The 24,771-nt window shown below is 73.2% G+C and carries 23 protein-coding genes, 1 pseudogene and 1 riboswitch; of the genes and pseudogenes, 9 read left to right on the top strand and 15 right to left on the bottom strand.

All coding sequences use genetic code 11. From position 1 onward, the window contains the following. Nucleotides 1-40 precede the first annotated feature (40 nt). Nucleotides 41-1,138 carry a glycosyltransferase 87 family protein gene (locus E4198_RS14980; RefSeq protein WP_136185399.1) on the bottom strand — a complete coding sequence of 366 codons (1,098 nt, stop codon included), beginning with the start codon at nucleotides 1,136-1,138 and terminating at the stop codon, nucleotides 41-43. 401 nt (nucleotides 1,139-1,539) lie between these two features. Further along, the gene (locus E4198_RS24925; RefSeq protein ID WP_168711443.1) at nucleotides 1,540-1,683 is read right to left on the bottom strand and encodes a hypothetical protein; all 144 of its coding nucleotides are present in this window, start codon (nucleotides 1,681-1,683) and stop codon (nucleotides 1,540-1,542) included. 518 nt (nucleotides 1,684-2,201) lie between these two features. Between E4198_RS24925 and E4198_RS14975 the strand changes: the two genes are divergently transcribed. Then, the gene (locus E4198_RS14975; RefSeq protein ID WP_136183587.1) at nucleotides 2,202-4,337 is read left to right on the top strand and encodes an AAA family ATPase; all 2,136 of its coding nucleotides are present in this window, start codon (nucleotides 2,202-2,204) and stop codon (nucleotides 4,335-4,337) included. Here E4198_RS14975 and E4198_RS14970 read toward each other — a convergent pair. Next, nucleotides 4,324-4,965: a DUF4230 domain-containing protein gene (locus tag E4198_RS14970; protein ID WP_136183586.1), complete on the bottom strand. Its 642-nt coding sequence runs from the start codon at nucleotides 4,963-4,965 to the stop codon at nucleotides 4,324-4,326. The genes E4198_RS14975 and E4198_RS14970 overlap by 14 nt on opposite strands. A gap of 211 nt (nucleotides 4,966-5,176) precedes the next feature. Then, complete coding sequence (locus tag E4198_RS14965; RefSeq protein WP_136183585.1) at nucleotides 5,177-5,878, bottom strand: copper homeostasis protein CutC; 702 nt, start codon at nucleotides 5,876-5,878, stop codon at nucleotides 5,177-5,179. 115 nt (nucleotides 5,879-5,993) lie between these two features. On the opposite strand from E4198_RS14965, the gene E4198_RS14960 reads away from it, so the two are divergent. After that, nucleotides 5,994-6,683 (top strand): hypothetical protein, encoded by a 690-nt coding sequence (locus E4198_RS14960; protein ID WP_210732828.1) that lies wholly within the window; start codon nucleotides 5,994-5,996, stop codon nucleotides 6,681-6,683. Nucleotides 6,684-6,696: 13 nt separating this feature from the next. On the opposite strand, the gene E4198_RS14955 is transcribed toward E4198_RS14960, so the two are convergent. Beyond that, nucleotides 6,697-7,320 carry a Uma2 family endonuclease gene (locus tag E4198_RS14955; protein WP_247597695.1) on the bottom strand — a complete coding sequence of 208 codons (624 nt, stop codon included), beginning with the start codon at nucleotides 7,318-7,320 and terminating at the stop codon, nucleotides 6,697-6,699. Between the two features lie 155 nt (nucleotides 7,321-7,475). Here E4198_RS14955 and E4198_RS14950 point away from each other — a divergent pair, with 155 nt between their 5' ends. The 3 genes from E4198_RS14950 to E4198_RS25470 all read left to right on the top strand — a co-directional run bounded on the left by E4198_RS14950 (nucleotide 7,476) and on the right by E4198_RS25470 (nucleotide 9,732). Then, nucleotides 7,476-8,039, top strand: a complete 564-nt coding sequence (locus tag E4198_RS14950) for a TIGR03086 family metal-binding protein (RefSeq protein WP_136183583.1) — start codon at nucleotides 7,476-7,478, stop codon at nucleotides 8,037-8,039. A gap of 188 nt (nucleotides 8,040-8,227) precedes the next feature. Continuing rightward, nucleotides 8,228-9,460 carry a Cmx/CmrA family chloramphenicol efflux MFS transporter gene (locus E4198_RS14945; protein ID WP_136185397.1) on the top strand — a complete coding sequence of 411 codons (1,233 nt, stop codon included), beginning with the start codon at nucleotides 8,228-8,230 and terminating at the stop codon, nucleotides 9,458-9,460. A 116-nt stretch (nucleotides 9,461-9,576) separates the two neighbouring features. Then, nucleotides 9,577-9,732, top strand: coding sequence for a hypothetical protein (locus E4198_RS25470; RefSeq protein ID WP_247597694.1), 156 nt, complete (start codon nucleotides 9,577-9,579; stop codon nucleotides 9,730-9,732). A gap of 7 nt (nucleotides 9,733-9,739) precedes the next feature. Here the strand turns inward: E4198_RS25470 and E4198_RS14935 are convergent, their stop codons facing one another. Beyond that, nucleotides 9,740-10,006 (bottom strand): DUF4031 domain-containing protein, encoded by a 267-nt coding sequence (locus E4198_RS14935; RefSeq protein ID WP_136183582.1) that lies wholly within the window; start codon nucleotides 10,004-10,006, stop codon nucleotides 9,740-9,742. A 4-nt stretch (nucleotides 10,007-10,010) separates the two neighbouring features. Beyond that, on the bottom strand, nucleotides 10,011-10,388 hold the full coding sequence (locus tag E4198_RS14930; RefSeq protein ID WP_136183581.1) for a hypothetical protein: 378 nt from the start codon (nucleotides 10,386-10,388) through the stop codon (nucleotides 10,011-10,013). A gap of 293 nt (nucleotides 10,389-10,681) precedes the next feature. Here E4198_RS14930 and E4198_RS14925 point away from each other — a divergent pair, with 293 nt between their 5' ends. Then, nucleotides 10,682-11,530 (top strand): MurR/RpiR family transcriptional regulator, encoded by an 849-nt coding sequence (locus E4198_RS14925; protein ID WP_247597926.1) that lies wholly within the window; start codon nucleotides 10,682-10,684, stop codon nucleotides 11,528-11,530. A gap of 110 nt (nucleotides 11,531-11,640) precedes the next feature. Then, nucleotides 11,641-12,594: an N-acetylmuramic acid 6-phosphate etherase gene (gene murQ / locus E4198_RS14920; protein ID WP_136183579.1), complete on the top strand. Its 954-nt coding sequence runs from the start codon at nucleotides 11,641-11,643 to the stop codon at nucleotides 12,592-12,594. An 81-nt stretch (nucleotides 12,595-12,675) separates the two neighbouring features. Here the strand turns inward: murQ and E4198_RS14915 are convergent, their stop codons facing one another. From E4198_RS14915 to thrC, 6 genes are all read right to left on the bottom strand, one after another. Continuing rightward, on the bottom strand, nucleotides 12,676-13,653 hold the full coding sequence (locus E4198_RS14915; protein ID WP_136183578.1) for a YihY/virulence factor BrkB family protein: 978 nt from the start codon (nucleotides 13,651-13,653) through the stop codon (nucleotides 12,676-12,678). Nucleotides 13,654-13,795: 142 nt separating this feature from the next. Then, entirely contained in the window at nucleotides 13,796-15,292 is a 1,497-nt protein-coding gene (locus tag E4198_RS14910; protein WP_136183577.1) for an alanine/glycine:cation symporter family protein, read from the bottom strand. Nucleotides 15,293-15,527: 235 nt separating this feature from the next. Then, nucleotides 15,528-17,153, bottom strand: coding sequence for a chaperonin GroEL (gene groL, locus E4198_RS14905; RefSeq protein ID WP_136183576.1), 1,626 nt, complete (start codon nucleotides 17,151-17,153; stop codon nucleotides 15,528-15,530). Nucleotides 17,154-17,478: 325 nt separating this feature from the next. Then, nucleotides 17,479-17,682, bottom strand: a complete 204-nt coding sequence (locus tag E4198_RS14900; protein WP_016472377.1) for a cold-shock protein — start codon at nucleotides 17,680-17,682, stop codon at nucleotides 17,479-17,481. A gap of 450 nt (nucleotides 17,683-18,132) precedes the next feature. Beyond that, nucleotides 18,133-18,408, bottom strand: a complete 276-nt coding sequence (locus tag E4198_RS14895) for a MoaD/ThiS family protein (RefSeq protein ID WP_136183575.1) — start codon at nucleotides 18,406-18,408, stop codon at nucleotides 18,133-18,135. An 86-nt stretch (nucleotides 18,409-18,494) separates the two neighbouring features. Further along, nucleotides 18,495-19,844, bottom strand: a complete 1,350-nt coding sequence (gene thrC, locus E4198_RS14890; protein ID WP_136183574.1) for a threonine synthase — start codon at nucleotides 19,842-19,844, stop codon at nucleotides 18,495-18,497. Further along, a riboswitch (SAM riboswitch) is annotated at nucleotides 19,838-19,978 on the bottom strand. Its footprint overlaps the gene before it by 7 nt. Before the next feature lie 230 nt (nucleotides 19,979-20,208). On the opposite strand from thrC, the gene E4198_RS14885 reads away from it, so the two are divergent. Next, nucleotides 20,209-21,174, top strand: a complete 966-nt coding sequence (locus E4198_RS14885; RefSeq protein WP_136183573.1) for a glucosyl-3-phosphoglycerate synthase — start codon at nucleotides 20,209-20,211, stop codon at nucleotides 21,172-21,174. Between the two features lie 164 nt (nucleotides 21,175-21,338). Next, on the top strand, nucleotides 21,339-22,802 hold the full coding sequence (locus E4198_RS14880; protein ID WP_136183572.1) for a trehalose-6-phosphate synthase: 1,464 nt from the start codon (nucleotides 21,339-21,341) through the stop codon (nucleotides 22,800-22,802). Nucleotides 22,803-22,856: 54 nt separating this feature from the next. Here E4198_RS14880 and E4198_RS14875 read toward each other — a convergent pair. Both E4198_RS14875 and otsB read right to left on the bottom strand, forming a co-directional pair. Then, nucleotides 22,857-23,691 (bottom strand): annotated as a pseudogene (locus E4198_RS14875) (endonuclease/exonuclease/phosphatase family protein). A gap of 72 nt (nucleotides 23,692-23,763) precedes the next feature. Beyond that, on the bottom strand, nucleotides 23,764-24,654 hold the full coding sequence (otsB, locus tag E4198_RS14870; protein ID WP_136183571.1) for a trehalose-phosphatase: 891 nt from the start codon (nucleotides 24,652-24,654) through the stop codon (nucleotides 23,764-23,766). Nucleotides 24,655-24,771 lie beyond the last annotated feature (117 nt).

The following is a 24,771-nucleotide window of genomic DNA, read 5'->3' as shown; positions in this document are numbered from 1 at the left end:
GTCCACGACGGGACAGCGCCACACGGGGGCGACCCGCCGGTCAGCGTGTGGTCACCCCACGCCGTCGGGCCAGGACGGCGAGCAGGGCGAGGATGGCGAGACCGAGGCAGACGTACGGCGAGGTGAACGGCTGTACCCACCAGGGCCCGCGCAGGTCGAGGTCCCCGTCCCGGGGCACCAGCCACATGGTGCGGGCGGCGAACACGGCCGCCACCGCGGCGCAGAGCACCCGGCGTCCCCACAGCAGCGCCAGCAGCGGCACGCACCACACCCAGTGGTGCGTCCAGCTGATGGGCGACACCAGGAGGGCCGTGAGGGCGACGCACAGCAGCCCCCACGCGTCGCCGCGCGCCGCCCCACCGCATGTCACACCCCACGCCGGGTCGCCGACTCCGCCGGGGGGCCCGCCCCGCAGGCACAGGCGGCGGCCCAGCCACAGACCGGTCCCGGCCACCGCGGCCGCGGGCAGCATCCACAGCGGGCCGGGGTCGGCGTCGTGCAGCACGCGCGCCACCGCCCCCTGCACGGACTGGTTGTCGACGATCCACGCCGTGCCCACCCGGCCGGTCTCGAAGAGCCGGTCGGTCCAGAAGACGACGCTGTCACCGGGCAGGAAGAACGCCCCGGCCAGCACCGTGCCGCAGAAGCCGCCGAAGGCGGCGCACGCGGCCCGGGGCCGCCCCGTCAGCAGCAGGTACACGGCGAAGATCGCCGGCGTGAGCTTGATCCCGGCGGCCAGGCCGACGGCGAGGCCCTTGCCGCGAGCGCCGTCCGGCCGTCCGAGGTCCCACAGCACCAGGCACGCCAGCGCGAGGTTGACCTGCCCGAACGCCATGGTCTGGAAGACCGGCTCCAGCCACAGCGCCGCCCCGGTCAGCGCGGCCAGCGCCGGCGGCGTGACCGACCGCCCCGCGAGCCGTGCCGAGAGGTGGACGAGCAGCGCGAGCAGGGCCAGGTTTCCGGCGAGGAACGCGAGCTTCGCCCCGGCCGCCGGCAGGAGCGCGAGCGGGACGAAGAGCAGCGCCGCGAACGGCGGGTAGGTGGCGGGCAGTTCCCACTCGGTGACCGTGAAGTCGTACAGACCGTGGCCGCGCAGTGCCGCCGCGCCCTCGGCCCGGTAGACCTGCACGTCGGCCATGGGAAACGGCGTGACCAGGGTGTAGGCCGCGAAGGCCGCCAGCGACAGCGTGAGGACGGCGCCGCCGAGGAGTGCCTGAAGGGAGACGGGCGGCCGCCGCGGCGGAGACCTGCGGGGGTCGGGGACGCGGGTGGTGGCCCCGGCCGGGAGCCCTCGGGCGGCGACGGAGCCGTCTTTGAGTCGCGTGCTCGCCACCGCGCCGGTCGCCCCTTCCGTCCGGTTTCCACCAGTCCGTGCGGTGACCCTAGTCGACCGGGGTGCCTACCCGGCGATGCCCGCGCGAAGATCGGCAACGAATCGTGGGCACGCCGGGAAACGACCCGGCCTGCGCGCACGGCGGACCGTCCGGGCACGAGGCCACCGTCCCGCGGGCTCGGTACCGGCGGGCCGTGGGGCGGAGGTCAGCCCTGGCGCGTCGCGGGCTGCTCGGGCCGACCGGACTGCTCCGGCCGCGCGGAACGGCCACCCTCCAGATCACCGAGCACGACCACGTCGAACGCGGAGCTGACGAAGACCCGTGCGACGCGGAGCGTGTTGCCGACCATGTGCCGCGAGTGCCGACGCGGGCGGCCCTTTGCATCCGCCCCGAGCGCAGTGGCACCGCACCCGTGCCCAGGCCGCTGACCTGGGACGAGGCGTGCGTGCGGTGCTTTGCTCATACCCCCAGCATGGGCACTGCCCCGCCCGGGCGCATCAGCCTAAAGTCCCGATTCGCCCCGATCGTCTCGCTCTCGGTGACCACACTTCCCCCTACGGGGACCGGGCCGGGAAATCCGTTCGCCCGCGGCGCCCCGGAGGTCTAGACTTCCGCGTCTCCGCCTCCCGTCGGGAGGCCCCCGGCCGTTCGGAAACCGGCTGGCACCCGCCCACGCACCCGTTCACTCGTACGTGTCGCGCCCTGCCGCGCGCGCGTTCGCGGAGTCCAGCGGCGTGCGGCCCGTGCCGTGGCCCGGCCCTCGACGGTCAGGGGCCCGACGGCCGCGCGCTGCACCTCGGTCACTTCGCGCTCTCGCGCGCCCGCAGCCGTGCGCGCGTACGGTCAGACCGCACCGGAGGCCGTCCCGTGCCCGCGCACGACACCGACCCGTCCGCCGCCCCCGCGCCCGCCACCTCGGCGGGCGACGACGGCCCGCTGGAACGCGAACGCGCCCACCTCGCTGGCTCGCGCGCCGCGCTGCGCGCGATGCGCGCCGACGCCGAATCCCTCGACATCTCCGACGTCAGCGCGAACTGGGTGAACGCCGAAGTCCTGCGCGCCCAGCTCGACCAGCGGATCGAGTCCCTCGCCGACCTCGCGCACACCCCGCTGTTCTTCGGCCGCCTCGACTACGGGCATCCGCACACCGAGGCCGATTCCGCGCCCGCCTCTCCGTACGCCCACCACGCCGGCCACTCCTTCTACATCGGCCGCCGCCACGTCCACGACGCCGAGGGCGACCCCATGGTGGTGGACTGGCGCGCGCCGGTCTCGCAGCCGTTCTACCGCGCCTCGAAGAAGGACCCGCAGGATGTGGCGCTGCGCCGCCGCTTCGGCTACACGGGCGGCGAGCTGACCGCGTACGAGGACGAGCACCTCGGCGACCCGACCGAGGCGTCGCAGGCGAGTGCGCTGCTCCAGCGGGAGATCGAGAAGCCGCGCGTCGGCCCGATGCGCGACATCGTCGCCACCATCCAGCCCGAGCAGGACGTCATCGTGCGGTCCGGCATCGAGGGGACGGTGTGCGTCCAGGGCGCGCCCGGCACCGGGAAGACGGCCGTCGGACTGCACCGGGTGGCGTACCTGCTCTACACCCACCGCGAACGGCTGGCCCGCACCGGCACCCTGGTCATCGGACCGAACCGCTCGTTCCTGCACTACATCGAGCAGGTCCTGCCCGCCCTGGGCGAACTCCAGGTGCGGCAGGCCACGGTGGACGGGCTGGTCGAGGAGGCCGCCGCACGGTACGGCGTGCGGGTGCGCGGCCGGGACGGAGCGGAGACCGCCCGGCTCAAGGGTGACGCACGGATGGCGCAGGTGCTGCGCCGCGCGGTGCGCGCCGGGGTCACCATGCCCGCCGAGGGGTGCGTGGTGGTGCGCGGCTCCCGGCGCTGGCGCATTCCTTCGTACGAACTCCAGGAGCTGGTCGAGGAGTTGCTGCAGCGCGACATGCGGTACGGGGCGGCGCGGGAGGCGCTGCCGCAGCGCATCGCGCACGCCGTGCTGGTGCGCATGGAGCAAGCGGGCGAGGCTCCGGACGACCGGGTGCAGGACGCGGTGGCGCGGAACGCGGCGGTCAAGGCCGTGGTGAAGGCGGTCTGGCCGGCCGTCGACCCGGCGAAGCTGGTGCTGCGGCTGCTCTCCGACCCGGATTTCCTCGCCGAGCAGGCCGACGGGCTGCTGGACGCGGACGAGCAGCAGGCCGTGCGGTGGGCGAAGCCGGCCCGCGGGGTGAAGTCCGCGACGTGGTCGGCGGCGGACGCGGTGCTGGTGGACGAGGCGGCCGACCTCGTCGCGCGCACCCCGTCGCTGGGGCACGTGGTGCTGGACGAGGCGCAGGACCTCTCCCCGATGCAGTACCGGGCGGTGGGGCGGCGCTGCACCACCGGTTCGGCGACCGTGCTCGGCGACCTCGCGCAGGGCACCACCCCGTGGGCCACGTCGAGTTGGCAGGAGGCGCTGTCGCACCTCGGCAAGCAGGGCTCGCACGTCGAGGAGCTCACCCAGGGCTTCCGCGTCCCGCGTGACGTGATCGCCTACGCCTCCCGGCTGCTGCCCAGCATCGCCCCCGGGCTGGCCGAGGCGACCTCGATCCGCGAGTCGCCGGGCGACTTCGCGGTGCGGGCCGTCGCGGCGGAGGAGCAGACCGCCGCGGTACTGGCGGCGTGCCGCGCGTCGCTCGGCCGCGAGGGGTCGACGGGGCTCATCGTCGCGGACGCGCGCGTTCCCGCCCTGGCGGCCGCGTTGGAGGAGGCGGGCCTGCCGCACCTCGCCCCGGGCGAGGAGACCTCGGCCGGTGTGCGGCTGACGTTGGTGCCGGCGACATTGGCGAAGGGCCTGGAGTACGACTACGTGGTGCTCGATGAGCCGGCGGCGATCGTGTCCGGGGAGCCCGACGCGCGCACCGGCCTGCGCCGCCTGTACGTGTGCCTGACGCGCGCGGTCTCCGGTCTCGCCGTCGTGCACGCCGAACCGCTGCCGGAGGCGCTCACGCGTACGTGACGTCGACCCGCTCGTAGCCCAGCGAACGCAGCAGCTGCTCCAGCATCTGCGTGGTGTTCTTCTCCGCCCGCTTGCGCAGGCCGCTGTCCTCGGCGGCCTGCGTGATGTGCTTCACGGCGGTCTGACGCACCTTCTGCTCGCTGTTGGGGTTGTCGGAGAACCAGTCGCCGTAGCGGTCGAAGAGGCCGCGTTCGCGGGCGACGACGTAGGAGCGGTCCTCGTTCAGTGCCGGCTTCTCCAGCTCGGCGCGCGGCAGGGTGAGGGTGGCGGACGTGCGGGCGTCGTTCACCTTCACCGCCTTCTTGTCGACGTCGCCGAGGTCGACGTACGCGCCGACCGAGCCGGCACCGACGAAGAGGGTGCGCTCGCCGAGGAGGGCGTCCGGCAGGTACTTGGCGTCCTTCTCCAGGTCGACGACGACCTGGAAGTTGCCGGAGGCGGCCTGGTAGCGGCTCATGTCCTGGATGGAGGTGAGCAGCGTCGGGCCGGTGCGGTCCTTGGTGTCGCTCTCGAACGGGTTCGGCAGCCCGGGGATCAGGTTGAGCCGCCCGGCGGCCGCGAGCAGGGCGACCAGGACGACGAGGGCGAGGGGCAGCGAGACCCACCAGGGGAGTCGTACGGCCCGCACGGTTCACCTCCGGTGAGTGTTCGACGGTCGTACCTTCCGCGATGTCCTCTTCCCCGTCCCCGCGGGTCTGAACGCCGCTGGGGCACCGTCGGCGCGTGCGGCCCCGCTCGCGGGCGTCGATGCCGGGGACGGCTGGCTGCTCTTCGAGCCGCGGCACGACACGGCGACCGCGCTCCGACGGGCCGCTCCCGACCGGCGGGCCGGGTCCGCGTCAGCCGTCCAGCAGGGTGCGCCAGCGGGCGACCGCCCCGGCCGTGACCGGACCGTGCCAGCCCTCGGGTCGCGCGGCGCCCCCGATGTGAAACGCCGTCACCCCGGCGTCCTTCAGGCCGGGCACGTGGTCCAGCCGCAGACCGCCCCCGACCATCAGCAGCGGCTCGTAGCCGGGTTCGCCCGCAGCCGTACGGGCCGCCTCCGCGACCAGCACGTCCCAGCCGTCGTCCACGCCGGCCGCGGAGCCCGCGGTCAGGAAGGCGTCCGGGCCGGGCAGGTCGGCCAGGCGCTTGCGCAGGCCGTCCCGGTCGGCGGCCCGGTCGATGGCGCGGTGGAACGTCCACCGGCCGCCGCCGGTCGCCGCCGCCAGCGCGGCGACCGCCTCCACGTCGGGCTGCCCGGACTCCTCCAGGAAGCCGAGCACGAACTCCTCCGCGCCCTCCGCGCGCAGCGCCTCTGCCTGCGCACGGAGCACCGCGACACCTTCCGGTCCCCCGGCGGAGAACCCGTCCGCCGCGCGCAGCATCACCCGCACCGGCAGATCCACGGCGGCCCGTACGGCCGCGAAGGTACCGGGCGAGGGCGTGAGCCCGTCGGCGGCCATATCCGTCACCAGTTCGAGGCGGTCCGCCCCTCCGGCCTGCGCGGCCCGGGCGTCGTCCGCGTCGAGCGCGATCACCTCGAGCAATGGTCTAGACATGTAGCACAGCCTGCCACACCCCCGGTGACCCGGAAACCCCGCCCCGGCCCGCCCACGCCGCACCGCGCGGCTCCTCGCGGAGCTCCTCGCGGGCCGGAGTGGGCACAATGGCGGTATGCCATCCGGGATTCCGTACGTGCCCGAGCCGCATCAGGAGCCGGGACCGGACCGCGACGCGCTGCTCGCGCGGTGGCGCGAGCTGCTCGTACGCACGCGGGGCGGGACCGCGGAGCCGGCCCCGGAGCCGTACGGGCGGGACCTGCTCGACCGGTGGGAGGAGCGGCAGCGGCACTACCACACGGTGCGGCACCTGCGCGCCGTGCTGGACCGGGTGGACGAGCTGGCCGCGCACGCCGCCGACCCGGACGCCGTACGGCTGGCCGCGTGGTTCCACGACGCGGTGTACCGGCCGGACCGCAGCGAGAACGAGGAGCGCAGCGCGCAGCTCGCCGAGCGGGCGCTGCCGGAGGCGGGGGTGCCGGACGGCACCACGGCGGAGGTGGCACGGCTGGTGCGGCTGACGGTCACGCACGCGCCCGAGCCGGGGGACGCGAACGGCGAGACGCTGTGCGACGCGGACCTCGCGGTGCTGGCGGGCTCGCCCGAGGAGTACGCGCACTATGCCGCGTCCGTGCGCCAGGAGTACGGCTTCGTGCCGGACGAGATGTTCCGCGAGGGCCGCGCCGCGGTGCTGCGGCAACTCCTCAACCTGCCGCAGCTGTTCCGCACGGCACACGGCCGCACCCACTGGGAGCGCACCGCCCGCCACAACCTGCGCGGCGAACTCGACCTGCTGAGCGTCTGAGACCGGCCGGGGCTCACCGCTCCAGCAGGAACTCTGTCTCCAGCGCCGGATACGGCTCCGGAAGGGGCAGGGGGCGGCCGATCTCGACCTCCGTCTTCGTCGCGTAGTGCGGGTCGCCGCGCTCCGGCGCGCTCACGGGGTCGGAGTACGCGTACGCCTTGCCCTCCTGCCGGTGCAGCAGCACGTACACCGGCACGCCGGCAGCGGCGTACGTGCGGTACTTCGGGCCGGTGTCCGTCTCGTGGTTGGTCGAGGTGACCTCCCCGACGAGTGCGAGCAGGTCGATGGAGTACCAGCCCTTGTGGGTGCGGCGGTACGCCTCGTCGAGATCCGTGGGACGCCGGTGCTTCACGTAGAAGTCGGGGATGAGGAGCGCCTGCGTCCGCTCGTACTTGACCCCGCACCTCAGGCCGATGCCCATGCCGGCGAGCGGGAAGCCTGCGGTGCGCAGCTGGAAGTAGAACTCGGCAGCGGCGTCCATGTGCTGATCGTCCGGTTGCGGCGGCAAGAACGCGCCCCTCTCGACGTACTGCGCCCGGACAGGCTCTCCGTAAGCCTCTTCGAGCGCGCTCAACTGGTCGATGGGGTCCGGCGCGTCTTCCATGATGTCGGTGACGGGGTCGGCGGTGACGGTCACGCTTACCTCCCTCTCGTAACTCCAGGCTACGCGGGAGCCTGGTCCCCGGCGCCATGATCGGCCGCGCGGGGCGGTGAAGGGGCCGTTCGGGCGTACGTTCATCCGTTCGGACGGCGCGGATGCGGAAGCGTTGACGCTGGGCGCACCATGGACGGATGGAACTCATCGAGGCGTTCGACACCGCCTACGCCGAGTGGGACCGGCTGGTGCACGAGGTCGGGACGGAGCAGTGGCACACGGCGACGCCCTGTGCGGACTGGAGCGTCCGGGACCTGGTCAACCACGTGACCGCCGAGCACCTGTGGGCGCCGCATCTGCTGGGCGGGGCGACGCTGGCGGAGGTCGGCGACCGCTTCGACGGCGACGTGCTGGGCGACGAACCCGTCGCCGCCTGGGAGGCGGCGGGCGCGGCCTCCCACCCGGCCTTCCACCGGCCGGGCGCGCTGGAGGGCGAGGTGCACGTCACCGGTGGCCGCGAGGCGGCGGATGCGTACGGCTGGCAGATGACGACCGACCTGGCCGTGCACGGATGGGACCTGGGGACGGGGATCGCCCGTGCCGCGACTATCTCCGACGCACTGGCGCAGGACCTGCTGGAACGGGTGCGTCCGATGGTCGGCGACCAGGGCATTCCGGGCGTCTTCGCGCCCCCGGTGGACGTCGCGGCCACCGCCACCCCGCAAGAGCACCTGCTGGCCCTGCTCGGCCGCCGGCCCTGAGACACGGATCCGGACCCGGTCCGGGCGGACCACGGCCGGAGGTCTCGCGACCTGAGAGCTCGGACACCACCGCGCCGGGACGGGAATGCGCCCGTCGGGGTGCGCCGTTGAACACGACCATGCCCGCCGACGCACCGACAGCCGATCCGCACCTGCCCCGAGCCGCCACCAAGGCGACGCGCACCCGCATGCCCGCTGCGGTCTACGTGCTGGGCATGTCCGTCTTCGCGCTCGGCACCTCGGAGTTCATGCTCTCGGGCATCCTGGAGCCGCTGGCCCGCGACATGGACGTCTCCATCCCGCAGGCCGGGCTGCTGGTCTCGGCGTTCGCCATCGGAATGGTCGTCGGGGCGCCGCTGCTGGCGGCCGCCACGCTGCGGCTTCCGCGGCGCACCACCCTGATCGCACTGCTCACCGTGTTCGGCCTGGGGCAGGTGGCGGGGGCGCTGGCGCCCTCGTACGGGATGCTGTTCGCGTCCCGTGTGGTGAGCGCGCTGGCCTGTGCCGGGTTCTGGGCCGTCGGTGCGGCGGTCGCCGTGTCGCTGGTGCCGGTGAACGCGCGGGCCCGCGCGATGGCCGTCATGGTGGGCGGCCTCAGCATCGCGAACATCGCGGGCGTCCCGGCCGGAGCGTTCCTCGGGCAGAGCGCCGGGTGGCGTTCGGCGTTCTGGGCGGTGGCCGCGATGTCGGCGGTCGGCCTCATCGGGGTCGTCGCCGTGGTGCCGCGCACCCAGCCGCCGACCGGCGAGGATGCGCCGCGCCTGCGCCGCGAGCTGCGCATCTACCGCGACCGGCAGGTGTGGATGACGCTGGTGACCATCGCCGCCACGGCCGCCACCGGCTTCTGCGTCTTCTCGTACCTCTCGCCGATCCTCACCCGCACCGCGGGCCTGTCGGAGAGCTGGGTGCCGTGGGTGCTGGGGCTGTTCGGCCTGGGCGCACTGATCGGCACCTCGGTCGGCGGCCGCATCGCGGACGCGCACCTCTTCGGCACCATGTACGCCGGGATCTCCGCCGCCGCGGTGGTGCTCACGGCGCTCGCGCTGCTCGCGCACGTGCCGGTGGCCGCGGTCACCCTGTCGTTCCTGCTCGGCCTGGCCGTCTTCACGGCCGCGCCCGCGCTCAACGCGCGCATGTTCAACGTGGCCGACGCGGCGCCCACACTGGCCGGGGCGACCACCACCGCCTCGTTCAACATCGGCAACACGCTCGGCCCGTGGCTGGGCGGGCTGGTCATCGGCGCGGGCTGGGGCTTCGCCGCCGTGGCGTGGACGGGCGCTGCGCTGGCGGTGACGGCGCTGCTCGCCACCGCCGTCGCCTCCCGCCTCCGCGGCGCCCCGGCGGGCACCCGCGTGATCGCCCACGCCCCGGCGGCCCCCCACGACGTCCCTACGGACGCGCGCCAGCAGTGCTACGAGTGATCGTGCTGGACGCGAACGTCCTCTCGGAGCTGGTGCGCACGAATCCCGGGCAGTCGGTGATCGCCTGACGCGACGGGATCCCCCGCGTCGCACTCCGCGACCGCAATGCCACCGGCATGACCGCCTCGGTGCCCGACGCCCGGATCGCCGCCGTCCGCCGGGCTCACGGGGCCACACCGGCCACCCGAAACGTGAAGGACTTCGTCCGCACGGGCATCGCCCTGATCGGCCCGTGGAGCATCCCCGCGGGCGGAACGGCCACGCTGGACTGACCGGCCGTCACTCGCGGTTCGGGCGGGGGCGGCGGAGGCCGGCGGCGCGCAGCCGGAGCAGCAGTTCCTTGCTGCCGACCTCGACGGCGCCGTGGTGCACGGCGGTGGCGTAGCGCTCGGCGGGCACGTCGTAGTGGTCGCGGTCGAACGCGCGGCGCGGACAGCCGATCGCCGCCGCGAACGCGTGCAGTTCGTCGTACGAGCTGTCGCTCACCAGGTGGGACCACATGCGGCCGTGGCCGGGCCAGGTCGGGGGGTCGATGTAGACCGTCACGCGCTCAGGCGCCCCCGCCGAGCGAACCGACGCGGGCCACGGCGGTGGCCGTCTTGGCACAGACCCAGTGCGGGTTCTCCCCGAGAGCCGGCTCGACCTCCAGGGCGTGCAGGTCGGATCCGCCGCAGACGGGGCACAGCGGCCAGCGGCCGTAGCGTTCGAGAAGGGCGTCCTGGACGTCCTGGGCGATCAGGCCGTCGACGAAAGCGACACCGTCCGGCCACTGCTCGACCCACCAGCGGCGGTGCACCACGGCGTCCTCCACCAGGGAGACCACGTCCGCCTGCGCGACGTCGCCCGCGGTCAGGTCGGCGAGAACGAGCGCCCGCGCGGTGTGCAGCGCCTGCTCGAGCGCCTGGTCCTGGGGGGATTGCCGATCCATGTCCATGCCCTCCATTGGACCAAAGTCGGACCGTTCGCGGCGGACGGCCCGACGGCCCGACGGCCGGGCGGCCCGCGGCCCGCCGACCACCCGGAACCCGCCGGGGCCCCGGTCGTGCACAGGGGCTTGACGCCACTCCTGGCTGAAAATACCTTCCTCCTGTGACGTACAGCGTGAAGGAAAGTTTCTCCGGAGCTGCCGGTCCGGGTGCCGGCAGAGGCCCCTCGGCGGGCCGCGGACACTCCCACCCGGCACCGCCCGGCCCGCCCGGACCGGGCGCGCTCGCGGCGAAGGTGCGCACCATGGCGCCGTCGATGACGCGTTCCATGCAGCGCGTCGCGGAGACCGTCGCGCACGACCCCGCCGGCTGCTCGCGGCTCACCGTCACCGGCCTCGCCGAGCGCACCGGCACCAGCGAGGCCACCGTCGTACGCACCTCGCGGCTGTTGGGCTATCCGGGTTACCGGGACCTGCGGCTGGCACTCGCCGGCTTGGCGGCGCAGCAGGAGTCCGGGGCGGCGCCGTCGGTGACCGCGGACATCGCGGTGGACGACCCGATGGCGGACGTGGTGGCGAAGCTGGCGCACGACGAGCAGCAGACGCTCGCGGACACCGCCGCCGCCCTGGACACCGGCCAGGTGGAGGCCGCCGTGGGGGCGCTCGCCTCGGCCCGCCGGGTCGACATCTACGGCGTCGGCGCGTCCTCGCTGGTGGGCACGGATCTCGCGCAGAAGCTGCTGCGCATCGGCCTGATCGCCCACTCGCACGCCGACCCGCACCTGGCCGTCACCAACGCTGTCCAGTTGCGCGCGGGCGACGTGGCCCTCGCCATCACGCACTCCGGTCGTACGGTGGACGTGATAGAGCCGCTGCGCGTCGCCTTCGACCACGGCGCGACGACCATCGCGATCACCGGCCGTCCCGACGGCGAGGTGGCGCAGTACGCCGATCACGTGCTCACCACCTCCACCGCGCGGGAGAGTGAACTGCGCCCGGCAGCCATGTCCAGCCGCACCAGCCAGCTGCTGGTGGTCGACATCCTGTTCATAGGCGTCGCGCAGCGCACCTACGAGACGGCGGCCCCGGCGCTGTCCGCCTCCTACGAGGCGCTCGCCCACCGCCACTCGCCGCGGCAGCGCTGACCCGCAGCCGCACGCACGCGCACACCCGCTCGCAGGCGCACCCGCCGCACGTACGCCACCAGCACGTACGCCCCCAGGACCTCACGCACCGGAAAGAGCCACCCCCACTCATGACCTCCACCGCCGACCCCTCGCACAGCCCGTCGTACAGCGAGCTGCGCGCGCAGCTGGAGACGCTGACCACGGAGGCGTTCCGCAGCGAACTGGCCGAGATCGACCAGCTGCCCACCCTGGAGATCGCCAGGCTGATGAACGCCGAGGACGCCACCGTTCCGGCCGCCGTCGCCGAGCAGCTGCCCGTGATCGCCGCCGCGATCGACGGCGCCGCGGAGCGCATGGCGCGCGGCGGCCGGCTGGTCTACGCGGGCGCCGGGACCGCCGGGCGGGTGGGGGTGGTGGACGCCAGCGAGTGCCCGCCGACCTTCAACACCGCGCCCGAGCAGGTGGTCGGGCTCATCGCGGGCGGCCCGGACGCGGTGATCACGTCCGTGGAGGGCGCCGAGGACAGCCGGGAGCTGGCCGCCGCAGATTTGGACGGACTCGGCCTCGGCCCGGAGGACACCGTCGTCGGCGTCTCGGCCTCCGGCCGCACCCCGTACGCGGTCGGCGCCGTCGAGCACGCACGGGAACTCGGCGCCCTGACCGTCGGACTGTCGTGCAACGCCGGGTCGCCGCTGGCCGCCGCCGCGGAGCACGGGATCGAGGTGGTCGTCGGCCCCGAGCTGCTGACGGGTTCCACCCGGCTCAAGGCCGGCACCGCACAGAAGCTGGTGCTCAACATGCTGTCGACGCTGACGATGATCCGCCTGGGCAAGACCTACGGGAACCTGATGGTCGACGTGCGTGCCTCGAACGAGAAGCTGCGGGCCCGTTCCCGCCGCATCGTCGCACTCGCCACCGACGCCTCCGACGAGGAGATCGAGAACGCGCTCGCAGCGACCGGCGGCGAGGTGAAGAACGCCATCCTCACCCTGCTCGGCGAGGTCGACGCACCCACCGCGGCACAGCTGCTGGCCGACGCGGACGGTCATCTCCGCGCGGCCCTGCGGGCGGCGAAGAGCTGAGGTGCTCAGGCACCGCCACGCCGCCAGGGCCACCACACAGCCACCGGGAGCGCGGGCGGCCCGCCGAGGCGGTCCGGGCGGTCACATCTTCCGCGTGTCCCGCGGCTCGGCGTACGGCTCCTCGTCCTCCGGGTGACCGGTCTCCATCGCCCGCTGGCGCTCCAGCTCCGCGTTGAACTCCAGGCCGAGCAGGATCGCGATGTTGGAGATCCACAGCCAGACGAGGGAGATGATGATCCCGGCGAGACTGCCGTACGTCTGGTTGTAGCCGGCGAAGTTCGCCACGTAGAAGGCGAAGGCCACCGAGGCGACGATCCAGATCAGCACCGCCAGCAGGCTGCCGGGCGTGACCCAGCGGAAGCGGCGCTTCACGTTCGGCGCGGCCCAGTAGAGCAGCGAGAAGACGACGCTGACCAGCAGCACCATCACCGGCCACTTGGCGAACGACCAGACGGTGACGGCTGTGTCGCCGAGCCCGAGCGCGTCACCCACCGTGCGGGCGACCCCGCCGCTCACCACCACCGCGACCGCGACCAGGGACAACATGACGAGCACCGCGACCGTGGTGAAGAAGCGGGTCGGCAGCGTCTTCCAGAAGGGGCGGCCCTCGCGGATGTCGTAGATGCGGTTGCCGGCCCGCATGAAGGCCGCGACGTACCCGGAGGCCGACCAGAGCGCCAGCACCAGACCGATGACCAGGGCGATCCCCGCACCGCTGCTGCCCTGGAGCTGCTCCAGGATGCTGGTCAGCGTCGACTTCACGGGCCCCGGGGCGAGACCCCCGACTTCGTCGATGACCGACTGGATGGCCGAACTGCCGAGCAGCCCCATGATCGACACGACGGCGATCAGCGCGGGGAAGACGGACAGCACGCCGTAGTAGGTCAGGGCCGCGGCGATGTCCGTGAGCTCGTCCTCCTGGAACTCCTTCCCGGTGCGCTTCAGGACCGCCCCCCACGAGCGTTTCGGCAGGTCACCGGGACCCTTTGCCGGGCGGCCGGGCTCCGGTTCCGCCGACCCGGGGCTCTGCTCGCCCGCCTGTGGGGTGTTCTGCTCCATGGTCTCCGCTCCTCCGTTCCGGGCTCCGGCCCGCCGGAGCCCGGCCGTCTCGCGTCGGACGACGGCCGGGTACCCCGGGGGCGGGGCGGAACGCAGGGCCGGGCCCCCTTTCACCGGTACGGGTCCCCCGGAGCGGCAGTGCTCAGCCGACGCGCACGTCCTGCGCCGCGGACGGGTCGGCGTCCCCGCCGGCCTGTGGGCCGGACGTCCCGCCCGCGGGCTCCCAGCACTCCACGCCCTTCAGGCCGGGTACCCGGTCGCGGGTGAAGACGGGATCGAGTCCGGCGCGCCGCTGCGCGACGTAGTCCTCCAGGAGCCGGAAGGCGATGACCGACAGCGGCAGCACGGCCAGCAGGTTGACCAGCGCCATCGCGCCCATCGTGACGTCGGCGAGGCTCCACACCACGCTGACCGAACCCATCGCGCCGAGCACCGTGCAGGCCAGGATGACGACCCGGTACCCCGCCATGACCGGCTTGCTGCCGGTGACGAAGCGGACGTTGGACTCACCGTAGTAGTAGTTTCCGATCATCGAGCTGAAGGCGAGCATGAACACCACGACGGCCAGCACGTAGCCGGCCCAGCCGCCCAGCGTCTCCTCCAGCGCGGACTGGGTGAGGTCCGCCCCGCCGCGCTCGGACAGCGACGGATTGGTGGAGAGGATGATGAAGGCGGTCATGGAGCAGACGATCAGGGTGTCGAAGTAGACGCCGAGGGTCTGCACCAGCCCCTGCTTGACCGGGTGGCTGACCTCCGCGGTCGCGGCCGCGTTCGGGGCGGAGCCGAGACCGGCCTCGTTGGAGAACATGCCGCGCCGCACGCCCTGCATGATTGCGGCGCCGATCGCGCCGGACGCGGCCTCCCGCAGACCGAACGCGCCCTCCACGATCGAGGCGAGGACCGACGGGAGCTCGCCGAAATTCAGGGCCAGCACCAGCAGGCCCATCAGCAGGTACAGCACTGCCATCACCGGGACGAGCACCTGCGTGATGTGGGCGATCCGCTTCACGCCGCCGAAGACGCTGAGCGCCAGCAGGCCGGCCAGGGCCATGCCGACGACGAAGGTGAAGGAGGACGCGTCGCTGCTGCCGGAGCTCTTCAGCACCGTGGTGATGGTGTTGGACTGCACGGCGGTGAAGACCCAGCCGAAGGTGAGCGTGATGATCACGGCGAAGGTGACGCCGAGCCAGCGCTTCCCCAGGCCCCGCTGCATGTAGTACGCCGGGCCGCCGCGGTAGGTGCCCTCACCGCCCGGGTGGGTGTTGCGCACCTTGTAGAGCTGGGCGAGCGTCGACTCGACGAACGAGGACGCGCCTCCGACCAGCGCCATGACCCACATCCAGAACACCGCGCCCGGGCCGCCGAGGGTGATGGCGGCGGCGACGCCCGCGACGTTGCCGGTGCCGATGCGGGCGGCGGCGGAGATGGTGAAGGCGCCGAAGGCCGAGACGGACCTGCGGCCGGTCCCGGTGTTCTGCGCGGGGGTCTTCAGGACCCGCAGCATCTCGGGAAGCAGCCGCAGCTGCACGGCCTTGGAGCGGATCGTGAACCAGAGGCCCGCGATCGCCACCAGGGGGATCAGCAGGTACGTCCAGAGGTGGTCGTTGATCTCGACGATCAACGCGTCCAGCGTGCTCATGGGATGGGTGGTTCCTCGGAGTCGGGTGGTTGCTCGGCTCTGGACGACGGGACGTACGTGCAGGCCGCGGAGGAAGCGGAACACCGCCCTCCGTTCACAGCGGTCCCAGGGAACCTCACCGTGGCGTTCGGCGTTAATCGCCGTTCACCCGGTGCGGTATCTCACACGCGCGCGAGCGGCCCCCTCCCGCGAAGGGAGGGGGCCGCTCGAAGGTGCAGGCGTCGATCCGCGAGGATCAGAAGCCCATGTCACCGCCCATGCCACCGGTCGGGTCGGCGGCGGCGCCGGCCTTCTCAGGCTTGTCGGCGATGACGGCCTCGGTGGTGAGGAACAGCGCCGCGATGGAGGCGGCGTTCTGCAGCGCGGAACGCGTCACCTTGGCCGGGTCGATGATGCCCTCGGCGATCATGTCGACGTACTCGCCGGTCGCGGCGTTCAGGCCGTGGCCGACGGGCAGGTTGCGCACCTTCTCGACGATGACGCCGCCCTCGAGACCGCCGTTGACGGCGATCTGCTTCAGCGGAGCCTCCAGCGCCAGCTTGACGGCCTGGGCACCGGTGGCCTCGTCGCCGTCCAGCTCAAGCTTCTCGAAGACCGAGGAGGCCTGGAGCAGGGCCACGCCGCCGCCGGCGACGATGCCCTCCTCGACGGCCGCCTTGGCGTTGCGCACGGCGTCCTCGATGCGGTGCTTGCGCTCCTTGAGCTCCACCTCGGTGGCGGCGCCGGCCTTGATGACGGCCACGCCGCCGGCCAGCTTCGCGAGGCGCTCCTGGAGCTTCTCGCGGTCGTAGTCCGAGTCGGAGTTGTCGATCTCGGCACGGATCTGGTTGACCCGGCCCTGGACCTGCTCGCTGTCGCCGGCACCGTCGACGATGGTGGTCTCGTCCTTGGTGATGACGACCTTGCGGGCGCGGCCGAGCAGCTCGACACCGGCGTTCTCCAGCTTGAGGCCGACCTCCTCGGAGATGACCTGGCCGCCGGTGAGGATGGCGATGTCGCCGAGCATGGCCTTGCGACGGTCGCCGAAGCCCGGGGCCTTGACCGCGACGGACTTGAAGGTGCCGCGGATCTTGTTCACCACGAGGGTGGACAGGGCCTCGCCCTCGACGTCCTCCGCGATGATCAGCAGCGGCTTGCCCGACTGCATGACCTTCTCCAGCAGCGGAAGGAGGTCCTTCACGTTGCCGACCTTGGAGTTGACGATGAGGATGTACGGGTCCTCGAGCTCCGCCTCCATGCGCTCCATGTCGGTGGCGAAGTAGGCGGAGATGTAGCCCTTGTCGAAGCGCATGCCCTCGGTGAGCTCCAGCTCCAGCCCGAAGGTCTGCGACTCCTCGACGGTGATGACGCCTTCCTTGCCGACCTTGTCCATGGCCTCGGCGATCAGCTCGCCGATCTGGGGGTCGGCGGCGGAGATGGAGGCGGTGGAGGCGATCTGCTCCTTGGTCTCCACGTCCTTGGCCTGCTCCAGCAGGGCGGCGGAGACGGCCTCGGTGGCGCGCTCGATGCCGCGCTTCAGCGCCATCGGGTTGGCGCCGGCGGCGACGTTGCGGAGACCCTCGCGGACCAGCGCCTGGGCGAGAACGGTCGCGGTCGTCGTGCCGTCACCGGCGACGTCGTCCGTCTTCTTCGCGACCTCCTTGACCAGCTCGGCGCCGATCTTCTCGTAGGAGTCCTCGAGCTCGATCTCCTTGGCGATGGAGACACCGTCGTTGGTGATGGTGGGAGCGCCCCACTTCTTCTCCAGCACGACGTTCCGGCCCTTGGGGCCGAGCGTGACCTTGACGGCGTCGGCGAGCTGGTTCATCCCGCGCTCGAGGCCGCGCCGCGCCTCCTCGTCGAACGCGATGATCTTGGCCATGGAAGTGGTCCTCCGGGACTCGGGTGGGCTTCGAAGGACCGTGCCGGCGCCCGCGACGGACGACCTGCGGACCCGGCGGTTCCTTGCCCCACCCGGCCTGCGGGCCTCACCGGACCCGGTCCTGCTGTCACTCTCACCTTCAGAGTGCTAACGCCAATGATTAGCACTCTCCCCCCTCGAGTGCAAGCGCCCACCGCACCCCGGGACGGCCGGACGGAGAGCACCCCCGGCCCCCGCGGCGCCCGACGGACACGAGCAGGGCCCGCACCTCCGAGTGGAGGTGCGGGCCCTGCTGTCGCTTACGTCGGTCGGTACCGGTCGGCGCTCAGCCGGTCACGCGGACCATGTCCGCCTGCGGCCCCTTCTGACCCTGCGAGATCTCGAACTCGACCCGCTGTCCTTCGTCCAGGGTGCGGTAGCCGTCCATCTGGATCGCGCTGTAGTGGACGAACACGTCCGCACCACCGTCGACCGCGATGAAGCCGTAGCCCTTCTCCGCGTTGAACCACTTGACGGTGCCCTGAGCCATTGCAAACTCCCCTATTACTGGCCCTTGCACGAGCCCGCACTTCGCGGACCCGGGTCAGACCTCACCCCCGGCGGAGCCGGTGGCGTGCGCCGGAACGCGTCGACCGCCGCTGAATGTATCTGTCCGAACGCCGTCTGCAACAGGTCGCGCGGACGAGAAATCGGGGCACGACACTTCACGGAATGTGGGGAGAAAGTGCGGGAAAGCGGGGCAATCGTGAAGAGGCAAACCGGCACAGGCGCGGCAAAAGAGACATCGAATTCGCGCAGAAGTTGTCGCGTTCTCATATGCGCGCGGCATTCACAGGAGGGGAACGGCTTCACTCTACTCCCTCGCAGAACGCGGAATCGCCCCCTCCGTTTCTGTGTCGGAGGAGGCGATTCCGTTCCCGCGCGCTTCCTGCGCGGTTCCGCGGGCCGTTCCGCGGGCCGCTGCCCGCGCCGGGGCGCGTCAGCCGCCGGCCACCGCCGGGATGATCGAGACGCCCGCGCCGTCCGGCGTCGGCGTCTGAAGACCCTCGGCGAAGCGCACGTCGTCGTCGTTCACGTAGACGTTCACGAAGCGGCGCAGCTTGCCGGAGTCGTCCAGGACGCGGGCGCCGATGCCGGTGTGGTTCTTCTCGAGGTCGGCCAGCACCTCGGCCAGCGTGACCCCCTCGGCCGGGACCTCGGCCCGGCCGCCGGTGTAGGTGCGCAGGATGGTCGGGATGCGGACGTTGACGCTCATGGGTTCACCTTCCGTGGGTTCGAAGTTCGCAGCAGTGCGCAGCAGGGGGACGCGGCGGCACGGCGCCGCGGGACGCCCGTGCCGCGTCAGGCCAGGCCCGCGTCGCGGAACGCGTCCAGGCTGGGGCGGATGGTCGCGCTGGGCCGGGCGGCGTCCGCGACGGCGTCCAGCGTCTTCAGCCCGTCACCGGTGTTCAGCACCACCGTGTTCAGCGACGGGTCCAGCAGGCCGTCCTCGATCAGCTTCCGGGTGACGCCGACGGTCACCCCACCCGCCGTCTCCGCGAAGATGCCCTCGGTACGGGCCAGCAGCGTGATGGCGTCGACGATCTGCGCGTCGGTGACGTCCTCCACCGCGCCGCCGGTGCGCCGCGCGATGTCCAGCACGTACGGGCCGTCCGCCGGGTTGCCGATGGCCAGGGACTTCGCGATCGTGTCCGGCTTCACCGGCCGTACGACGTCGTGGCCGTCCTTGAAGGCGCGGGAGACCGGGGAGCAGCCCTCGGCCTGCGCGCCGAAGATCCGGTACGGCTTGTCCGCGACGAGGCCGAGCGCGATCAGCTCCTTGAACCCCTTGTCGATCTTGGTGAGCTGCGAGCCGGACGCGATCGGGATGACGATCTGGTCCGGCAGCTCCCAGCCGAGCTGTTCCGCGATCTCGTACGCCAGGGTCTTGGAGCCCTCCCCGTAGTAGGGGCGCAGGTTGACGTTGACGAAGCCCCAGCCCTCGCCCAGCGGGTCGCCGATCAGCTCGGAGCAGAAACGGTTCACGTCGTCGTACGTGCCCTCGATGCCGACCAGGTCGCCGCCGTAGACGGCGGCCATCACGACCTTGCCCTGTTCCAGGTCGTGCGGGATGAACACGCAGGACCGGAAGCCTCCACGGGCCGCGGCGGCGCCGACCGCGCCGGCCAGGTTGCCCGTGGAGGAGCAGGAGAGGGTGGTGAAGCCGAAGGCGCGGGCCGCCTCGACGGCGATGGCGACGACCCGGTCCTTGAACGAGTGTGTCGGGTTGCCGGAGTCGTCCTTGACATGGAGCGTGCCGCCCGCCGCGGCCACGCCCAGCTCGCGGGCCAGGTTGTCGGCCTTCACCAGCCGGGTGAATCCGGGGTCGGTGTTCGGCTGGTCCGCGACGTCGGCGGGCACGGGCAGCAGCGGCGCGTAGCGCCAGATGCTCGCCGGACCGGCCTCGATCCGCTTCCGCAGGCCCTCCGGGTCGCCGGTCGGCAGGTCGTAAGCGACCTCCAGCGGGCCGAAACACTCCTCGCAGGCGAAGAGCGGCCCCAGCGGGTTCCGGGCACCGCACTCGCGACAGGACAGAGCGGCGGCGGGGCCGAGCGAAACGGTGGCGGCACCGGCGGCAGCGGTTGCGGCGGAGGTGTCGGCGGACTGCTCGGGAGCTTGCACAGCCATGAAGGCGAGGCCCTTTCTCCTCATCTTCCCCGTGACGTATCTCGCCACGAGCCGGAATTGGCACCTTCCCTAGCCGGGGGCCCGCCTGGATGCGCGAGACCGGCTGGAGGGTTGCCGGGGCTTCATCGGGCCGTTCCCTCTGCCCCTCTGGATGAGCGGTGTGAAGTTGTGGTCGGGTCATTCGGACCCGTGCGTCCGACCCCGGCATGTCCGGGCCGGTCGCGTTGTTCAAGACTGTAGCCCAGGGCCCCCGCACCGGCTGCGAGGCGTCCGCACCGCGAGACGCGGTGCCCGCAGTACGGTCGCAGCGGCGCCGTGCCCGCGCGCGGCGTCACGCTGGAGCGGGAACGCATTCCGACACCTACAGGAAAGCAGCAGGAGAGCAGACGTGCTGGACGAGGTCCGCGACTGGCTGGACCGCCGCTCCTGGGCGGCGGCAGACCGCCCGCTCCCGGCGCTCGCCGCGGCGAAACGCGCCGCCGGGCCGGCCGGCGGCGTCAGCGTCGTGCTGCCCGCCCTCGACGAGGAGGCCACCGTCGGCGAGATCGTCGCCGTGATCCGCCGCGATCTGATGGACGGTCCTCACCCGCTGGTCGACGAGTTGCTCGTGCTCGACTCCGGCTCCACCGACCGCACGGCGGAGGTCGCCGCCGCGGCCGGCGCGAAGGTGGTGCACCGCGACGAGGTGCTGCCTCGGGTCCCCGCCGTCCTCGGCAAGGGCGAGGTGCTCTGGCGCGCGCTGCTCGCGACCAGCGGTGAGATCGTCTGCTTCGTTGACGCCGACCTGCGGGACTTCTCCGCCGACTTCGTCTCCGGGATCGTCGGCCCGCTGCTCACCGATCCCGGCCTGCAGCTGGTCAAGGCGATGTACGACCGGCCGTTCGGCGACAGCCCGGAGGGCGGCGGCCGGGTCACCGAACTGGTCGCCCGGCCGCTGCTCAACCTCCACTGGCCGCGCCTCGCGGGCTTCGTCCAGCCGCTCGGTGGCGAGTACGCGGCGCGGCGCACGCTCCTGGAACGGCTGCCGTTCCCCGTCGGCTACGGCGTGGAGCTGGGCCTGCTGGTGGACGCGCTCGGCCTGGCCGGCCTGGACGCGCTGGCCCAGGTGGACGTCGGCGCGCGGCGCCACCGGCACCAGGACGGTCAGGCGCTGGGACGGATGGCCGCGGCGATCCTCCGCACGGCGGAGGTGCGGCTGCCCCGCGGGGGCGACGAGCTCGCGGTGCGGCACCGCCTGACGCAGTTCGCCCGGGCGGACGCGGGGGGCTTCGCGGCCCGGACCTTCGCCGTGGACGAGGTGGAGCGGCCGCCCATGCTGAGCGTCCCCGAGTACGCCGCCCGCCGGCCCGGCTGAGCACCGGCTGCCCGGCCCCTGCCACGGCGTCTCCTCCCGGCCCGGCGGCGGCCGACGGCCCCGGAGGGACGGCTTCCGGACGGGGGGTGCCGCCGGGCGGGAGGGTGCGGCGGCGCGGGAGCGGCGTACGTTTGCGCGGGAGCGCGGACGGCTAGGCTCCGGCCATGGTCGCTGAGCGCTCCGCCCAGGTACTCGTCGCGTCGAACAGAGGCCCTGTCGCCTACCGCCCCGCCGAGGACGACCCGGCCCGCCTCACCGCCCGACGGGGCGGCGGCGGCCTCGTGTCGGGGTTGAGCGCGATCGGCCCGGAGACGGGGGCCGTCTGGGTGTGTTCCGCGCTGAGTTCCTCCGACCGGGAGGCCGCCTCCCGCGCCGGACGGCGGCTGGACTCCGCCGACACCGGCGGCCAGGCCGTGCGGATGCTCGACATCCCCGCCGACGTGCACGACGGCGCCTACAACGGCGTGGCCAACTCCGTGCTGTGGTTCGTGCACCACCTGCTCTACCGGACGCCGGTGGAGCCCTCCTTCGACGCCGAGTTCGCCCGGCAGTGGGCGGCCTACGAGGCGTACAACGCCGCGTTCGCTGACGCCTTGGCGGAGGAGGCCGCCGAGGGCGCGGCCGTGCTGGTGCAGGACTACCACCTCTCCCTGGTGCCCGCGCTGCTCCGCGAACGCCGACCCGACCTGCGGATCGGGCACTTCTCGCACACCCCGTGGGCGCCGCCGGACTACTACCGGATGCTGCCCGACGACGTCGCCGCCGACGTGCTGCGCGGGGTGCTCGGCGCGGACCGCGCCGGGTTTCTCACCGCCCGCTGGGCCCGGGCCTTCGCCGACTGCTGCGCGGACGTGCTGGGCGCGGAGGTGACGACCGGCGAGGACGGCCGCGTCGACGTCGTGCACGAGGGCCGCACCACCCGCCTGGGCGTGCACCCGCTCGGCGCGGACGGCGACTTCCTCCGCGAGCGCTCCCGGCGCCACGACGTCGCGGAGCGGCGGCAGCAGCTGCGCGCCCAGGTCGGTGGCGGCGACCGCCGCATCGTGGTGCGGGTGGACCGCACCGAGCTGTCGAAGAACATCGTCCGCGGCCTGTACGCGTTCCGCCGCCTGCTCACCGACCACCCGGAGTGGCAGGGGCGGGTGGTGCACCTGGCGTTCGCCTACCCCTCGCGGCAGGACCTGGCGGTGTACCAGGAGTACACCGCGGAGGTGGCGGAGGTCGCAGAAGAGATCAACGCCGACTTCGGCACGCCGGCATGGACCCCGGTGGTGCTGCACGTGGAGGACGACTTCGCCCGTTCGCTGGCCGCCTACCGGATGGCGGACGTGGCCCTGGTCAACCCCATCCGCGACGGCATGAACCTGGTCGCCAAGGAGGTCCCCGTGGTCTCCGACGAGGGCTGTGCGCTGGTGCTGTCCCGGGAGGCGGGCGCGTACGCCGAACTGGCCGAGGACGCGCTGACCGTCAACCCGTACGACATCGCGGAGACCGCGCGGGCGCTGCACGAGGGGCTGAGCATGCCGAAGGGCGAGCGGGCCGAGCGGTCCAAGCGGCTCGCCGACGCGGCGACCGCGCTGCCGCCCGCCGACTGGTTCGTGGAGCAGCTGGAGGGGCTCCGCGGCTGAGGCCGCGTCGGCCGACCGGACCGGTCGCCCCGGATGCCCCGGATGCCCCGGATGTCAGTCCTCCTCCTGGAGGGCGAGGTCGGCGACCACGGCAAGGTGGTCCGACGGCCAGACGCCGTCCACCGGCCCGTCCCCGGCCCGCCGTACCGACCGCACGTGCCCGACGTTGCCCGGCCCGGGCGGACCGACGTGGACGTAGTCGATGCGCACGCTCGGGTCCCGGCGGGCCGCGACGTAGGGGTTGGCGGCGTCCCAGGTGGCGGCGGGCAGGCCCGGCGCGGCGAACTCCCAGGCGTCCAGGAAGACCTGACGGCCGACCGGCGGCGTGGTGCGCAACCCGCCCAGCAGCCGCATCTCGTCGCTGTCCGGCCAGGCGTTGTAGTCGCCGGTGAGCACCGGCGGGAAGTCCGTGCCGGCGCGGTGCTCGGCGACGAAGGCGGCGAGCGCCCGCACCTGGGCGCAGCGGACGGCCGACTCGTGCGCGCCGGAGTTGAGGTGGGTGGTGAAGAACGGCACCCGCCTGCCGCCGGGCGCGTCGATCAGTGCGTGCAGGCTGAGCCGTCCGTCCGTCCGCCCGGCCGCCGTCGGTGGGCAGCCGCAGCCGGGCCCGGTCGACGACCGGCCACCGGCTCAGCACAGCGTTGCCGACGCCGATCTCGTGCGCGTCCGGGGCGTGGAGCCGGCGCTGCCAGCCCCCGGGCGCGTCGGAGTCGGCGCGCACGCAGTACATGCCGAGGTCCCTGGCGAGGCGGTCGGCGAGGCAGTCGTCGCCGTGCGACCACACCTCCTGCAGGCCCAGTACGTCGGGGCGGACGTCGAGCAGGACCTGCCGGATCGCCTTCCAGCGCCGCTCCCACGGGCCGAAGCGCCACCACAGGTTCCAGGTCATCACGCGCACACCGGGTGCCTCCCCCGTGGTCGGCCGCCTCATGCGCCACGCTCGGGGCGGGCCGGACAGGCCTTAGCCCCCGGCGTTCCCGTCCGGGCCGAGGGCGGCGGCCAGCGCCTCCAGCAACGCGACCACGCCGTCCGGGCCGTCCACCACCAGGTCGGCGCGGTCGGCGAGTTCGCGTACCTCGTCGCTGCCGCTGCACACCAGCAGGCCGCCGACGCCCTCGCTGCGCAGCGCGTCGACGGCCGCGAACGCGGCCAGGTCACCGAGGTCGTCCCCGGCGTACACCACGGACGTCGCACCCGTCTCGCGGGCGAGGTCGGTCAGCGCCCTGCCCTTGTCCATCCCGGGCGGGCGCAGTTCCAGCACCATCCGCCCCGGCTCGACGGCCAGTCCGTGCCGTGCGGCGAGCGCCGCCATCGGCTCGCGCAGCCGCGCGAAGGCGACGGCCGGCTCGGCGGCGCGGCGGGTGTGCACGGCGAGCGCGTTGCCCTTGTCCTCGACGTGCACGCCGTCGGTACCGGGGACGTCGGCGAGTGCACCGGGCAGTTCCTCCCGCACGGCCTCGACTCCGGGATGCGGGGGCGGCGCCTCGACGGCGCCGGTGACGGCGTCCCAGCGCTCGGCGCCGTAGGCGCCGAGCACCACCAAACGGTCCAGGTCCGGCACGCCGGCGAGGCCGCCGTACTCGACGGCGGTCGCGGCCGGGCGGCCGGTGACGACGGCGACCGTGGCGAGGTGGGGCGCGAGCCGGGCCAGGGCCGGGACGGCGTCCGGGTGCGCCCGTGCCTGCTCCGGGTCCGGCACGATCGGGGCGAGCACGCCGTCGAAGTCCAGGGCGAGCAGGGCCCGTCCGGGCTGTTCGAAGAGCTTCTCCAGACCACGGCGCCCGGCAGGGGCCAGGGGCGCCGGGCATCGCCGGGTGAAGGACGGGGGGAGAGAATCGAGGTCACTGCCCATGGGCCCGACCCTACCCACGCGTCGGCCCTGCACGGGCCGACTCACGGCCGACACACCGCTCAGCCGCACGACGCCTCCGCCTCCCGCCGCAGCGGGAGTCCCCGTCACGGGCGGCCG

The sequence above is a fragment of the Streptomyces sp. RKND-216 genome (assembly GCF_004795255.1).
Taxonomy (GTDB): domain Bacteria; phylum Actinomycetota; class Actinomycetes; order Streptomycetales; family Streptomycetaceae; genus Streptomyces; species Streptomyces hazeniae.
This window is presented reverse-complemented; position numbering and strand designations above follow the sequence as displayed.

Excerpts from the sequence above, each read along its gene's own strand:
- E4198_RS14980 (WP_136185399.1), bottom strand. The coding sequence starts at position 1,138 with ATGGCCGACGTGCAGGTCTACCGGGCCGAGGGCGCGGCGGCACTGCGC.
- E4198_RS24925 (WP_168711443.1), bottom strand. The coding sequence starts at position 1,683 with ATGGTCGGCAACACGCTCCGCGTCGCACGGGTCTTCGTCAGCTCCGCG.
- E4198_RS14965 (WP_136183585.1), bottom strand. The coding sequence starts at position 5,878 with ATGTCTAGACCATTGCTCGAGGTGATCGCGCTCGACGCGGACGACGCC.
- E4198_RS14960 (WP_210732828.1), top strand. The coding sequence starts at position 5,994 with ATGCCATCCGGGATTCCGTACGTGCCCGAGCCGCATCAGGAGCCGGGA.
- E4198_RS14950 (WP_136183583.1), top strand. The coding sequence starts at position 7,476 with ATGGAACTCATCGAGGCGTTCGACACCGCCTACGCCGAGTGGGACCGG.
- E4198_RS14945 (WP_136185397.1), top strand. The coding sequence starts at position 8,228 with ATGCCCGCTGCGGTCTACGTGCTGGGCATGTCCGTCTTCGCGCTCGGC.
- E4198_RS25470 (WP_247597694.1), top strand. The coding sequence starts at position 9,577 with ATGACCGCCTCGGTGCCCGACGCCCGGATCGCCGCCGTCCGCCGGGCT.
- E4198_RS14930 (WP_136183581.1), bottom strand. The coding sequence starts at position 10,388 with ATGGATCGGCAATCCCCCCAGGACCAGGCGCTCGAGCAGGCGCTGCAC.
- murQ (WP_136183579.1), top strand. The coding sequence starts at position 11,641 with ATGACCTCCACCGCCGACCCCTCGCACAGCCCGTCGTACAGCGAGCTG.
- E4198_RS14915 (WP_136183578.1), bottom strand. The coding sequence starts at position 13,653 with ATGGAGCAGAACACCCCACAGGCGGGCGAGCAGAGCCCCGGGTCGGCG.
- E4198_RS14910 (WP_136183577.1), bottom strand. The coding sequence starts at position 15,292 with ATGAGCACGCTGGACGCGTTGATCGTCGAGATCAACGACCACCTCTGG.
- groL (WP_136183576.1), bottom strand. The coding sequence starts at position 17,153 with ATGGCCAAGATCATCGCGTTCGACGAGGAGGCGCGGCGCGGCCTCGAG.
- E4198_RS14900 (WP_016472377.1), bottom strand. The coding sequence starts at position 17,682 with ATGGCTCAGGGCACCGTCAAGTGGTTCAACGCGGAGAAGGGCTACGGC.
- E4198_RS14895 (WP_136183575.1), bottom strand. The coding sequence starts at position 18,408 with ATGAGCGTCAACGTCCGCATCCCGACCATCCTGCGCACCTACACCGGC.
- thrC (WP_136183574.1), bottom strand. The coding sequence starts at position 19,844 with ATGAGGAGAAAGGGCCTCGCCTTCATGGCTGTGCAAGCTCCCGAGCAG.
- E4198_RS14880 (WP_136183572.1), top strand. The coding sequence starts at position 21,339 with ATGGTCGCTGAGCGCTCCGCCCAGGTACTCGTCGCGTCGAACAGAGGC.
- otsB (WP_136183571.1), bottom strand. The coding sequence starts at position 24,654 with ATGGGCAGTGACCTCGATTCTCTCCCCCCGTCCTTCACCCGGCGATGC.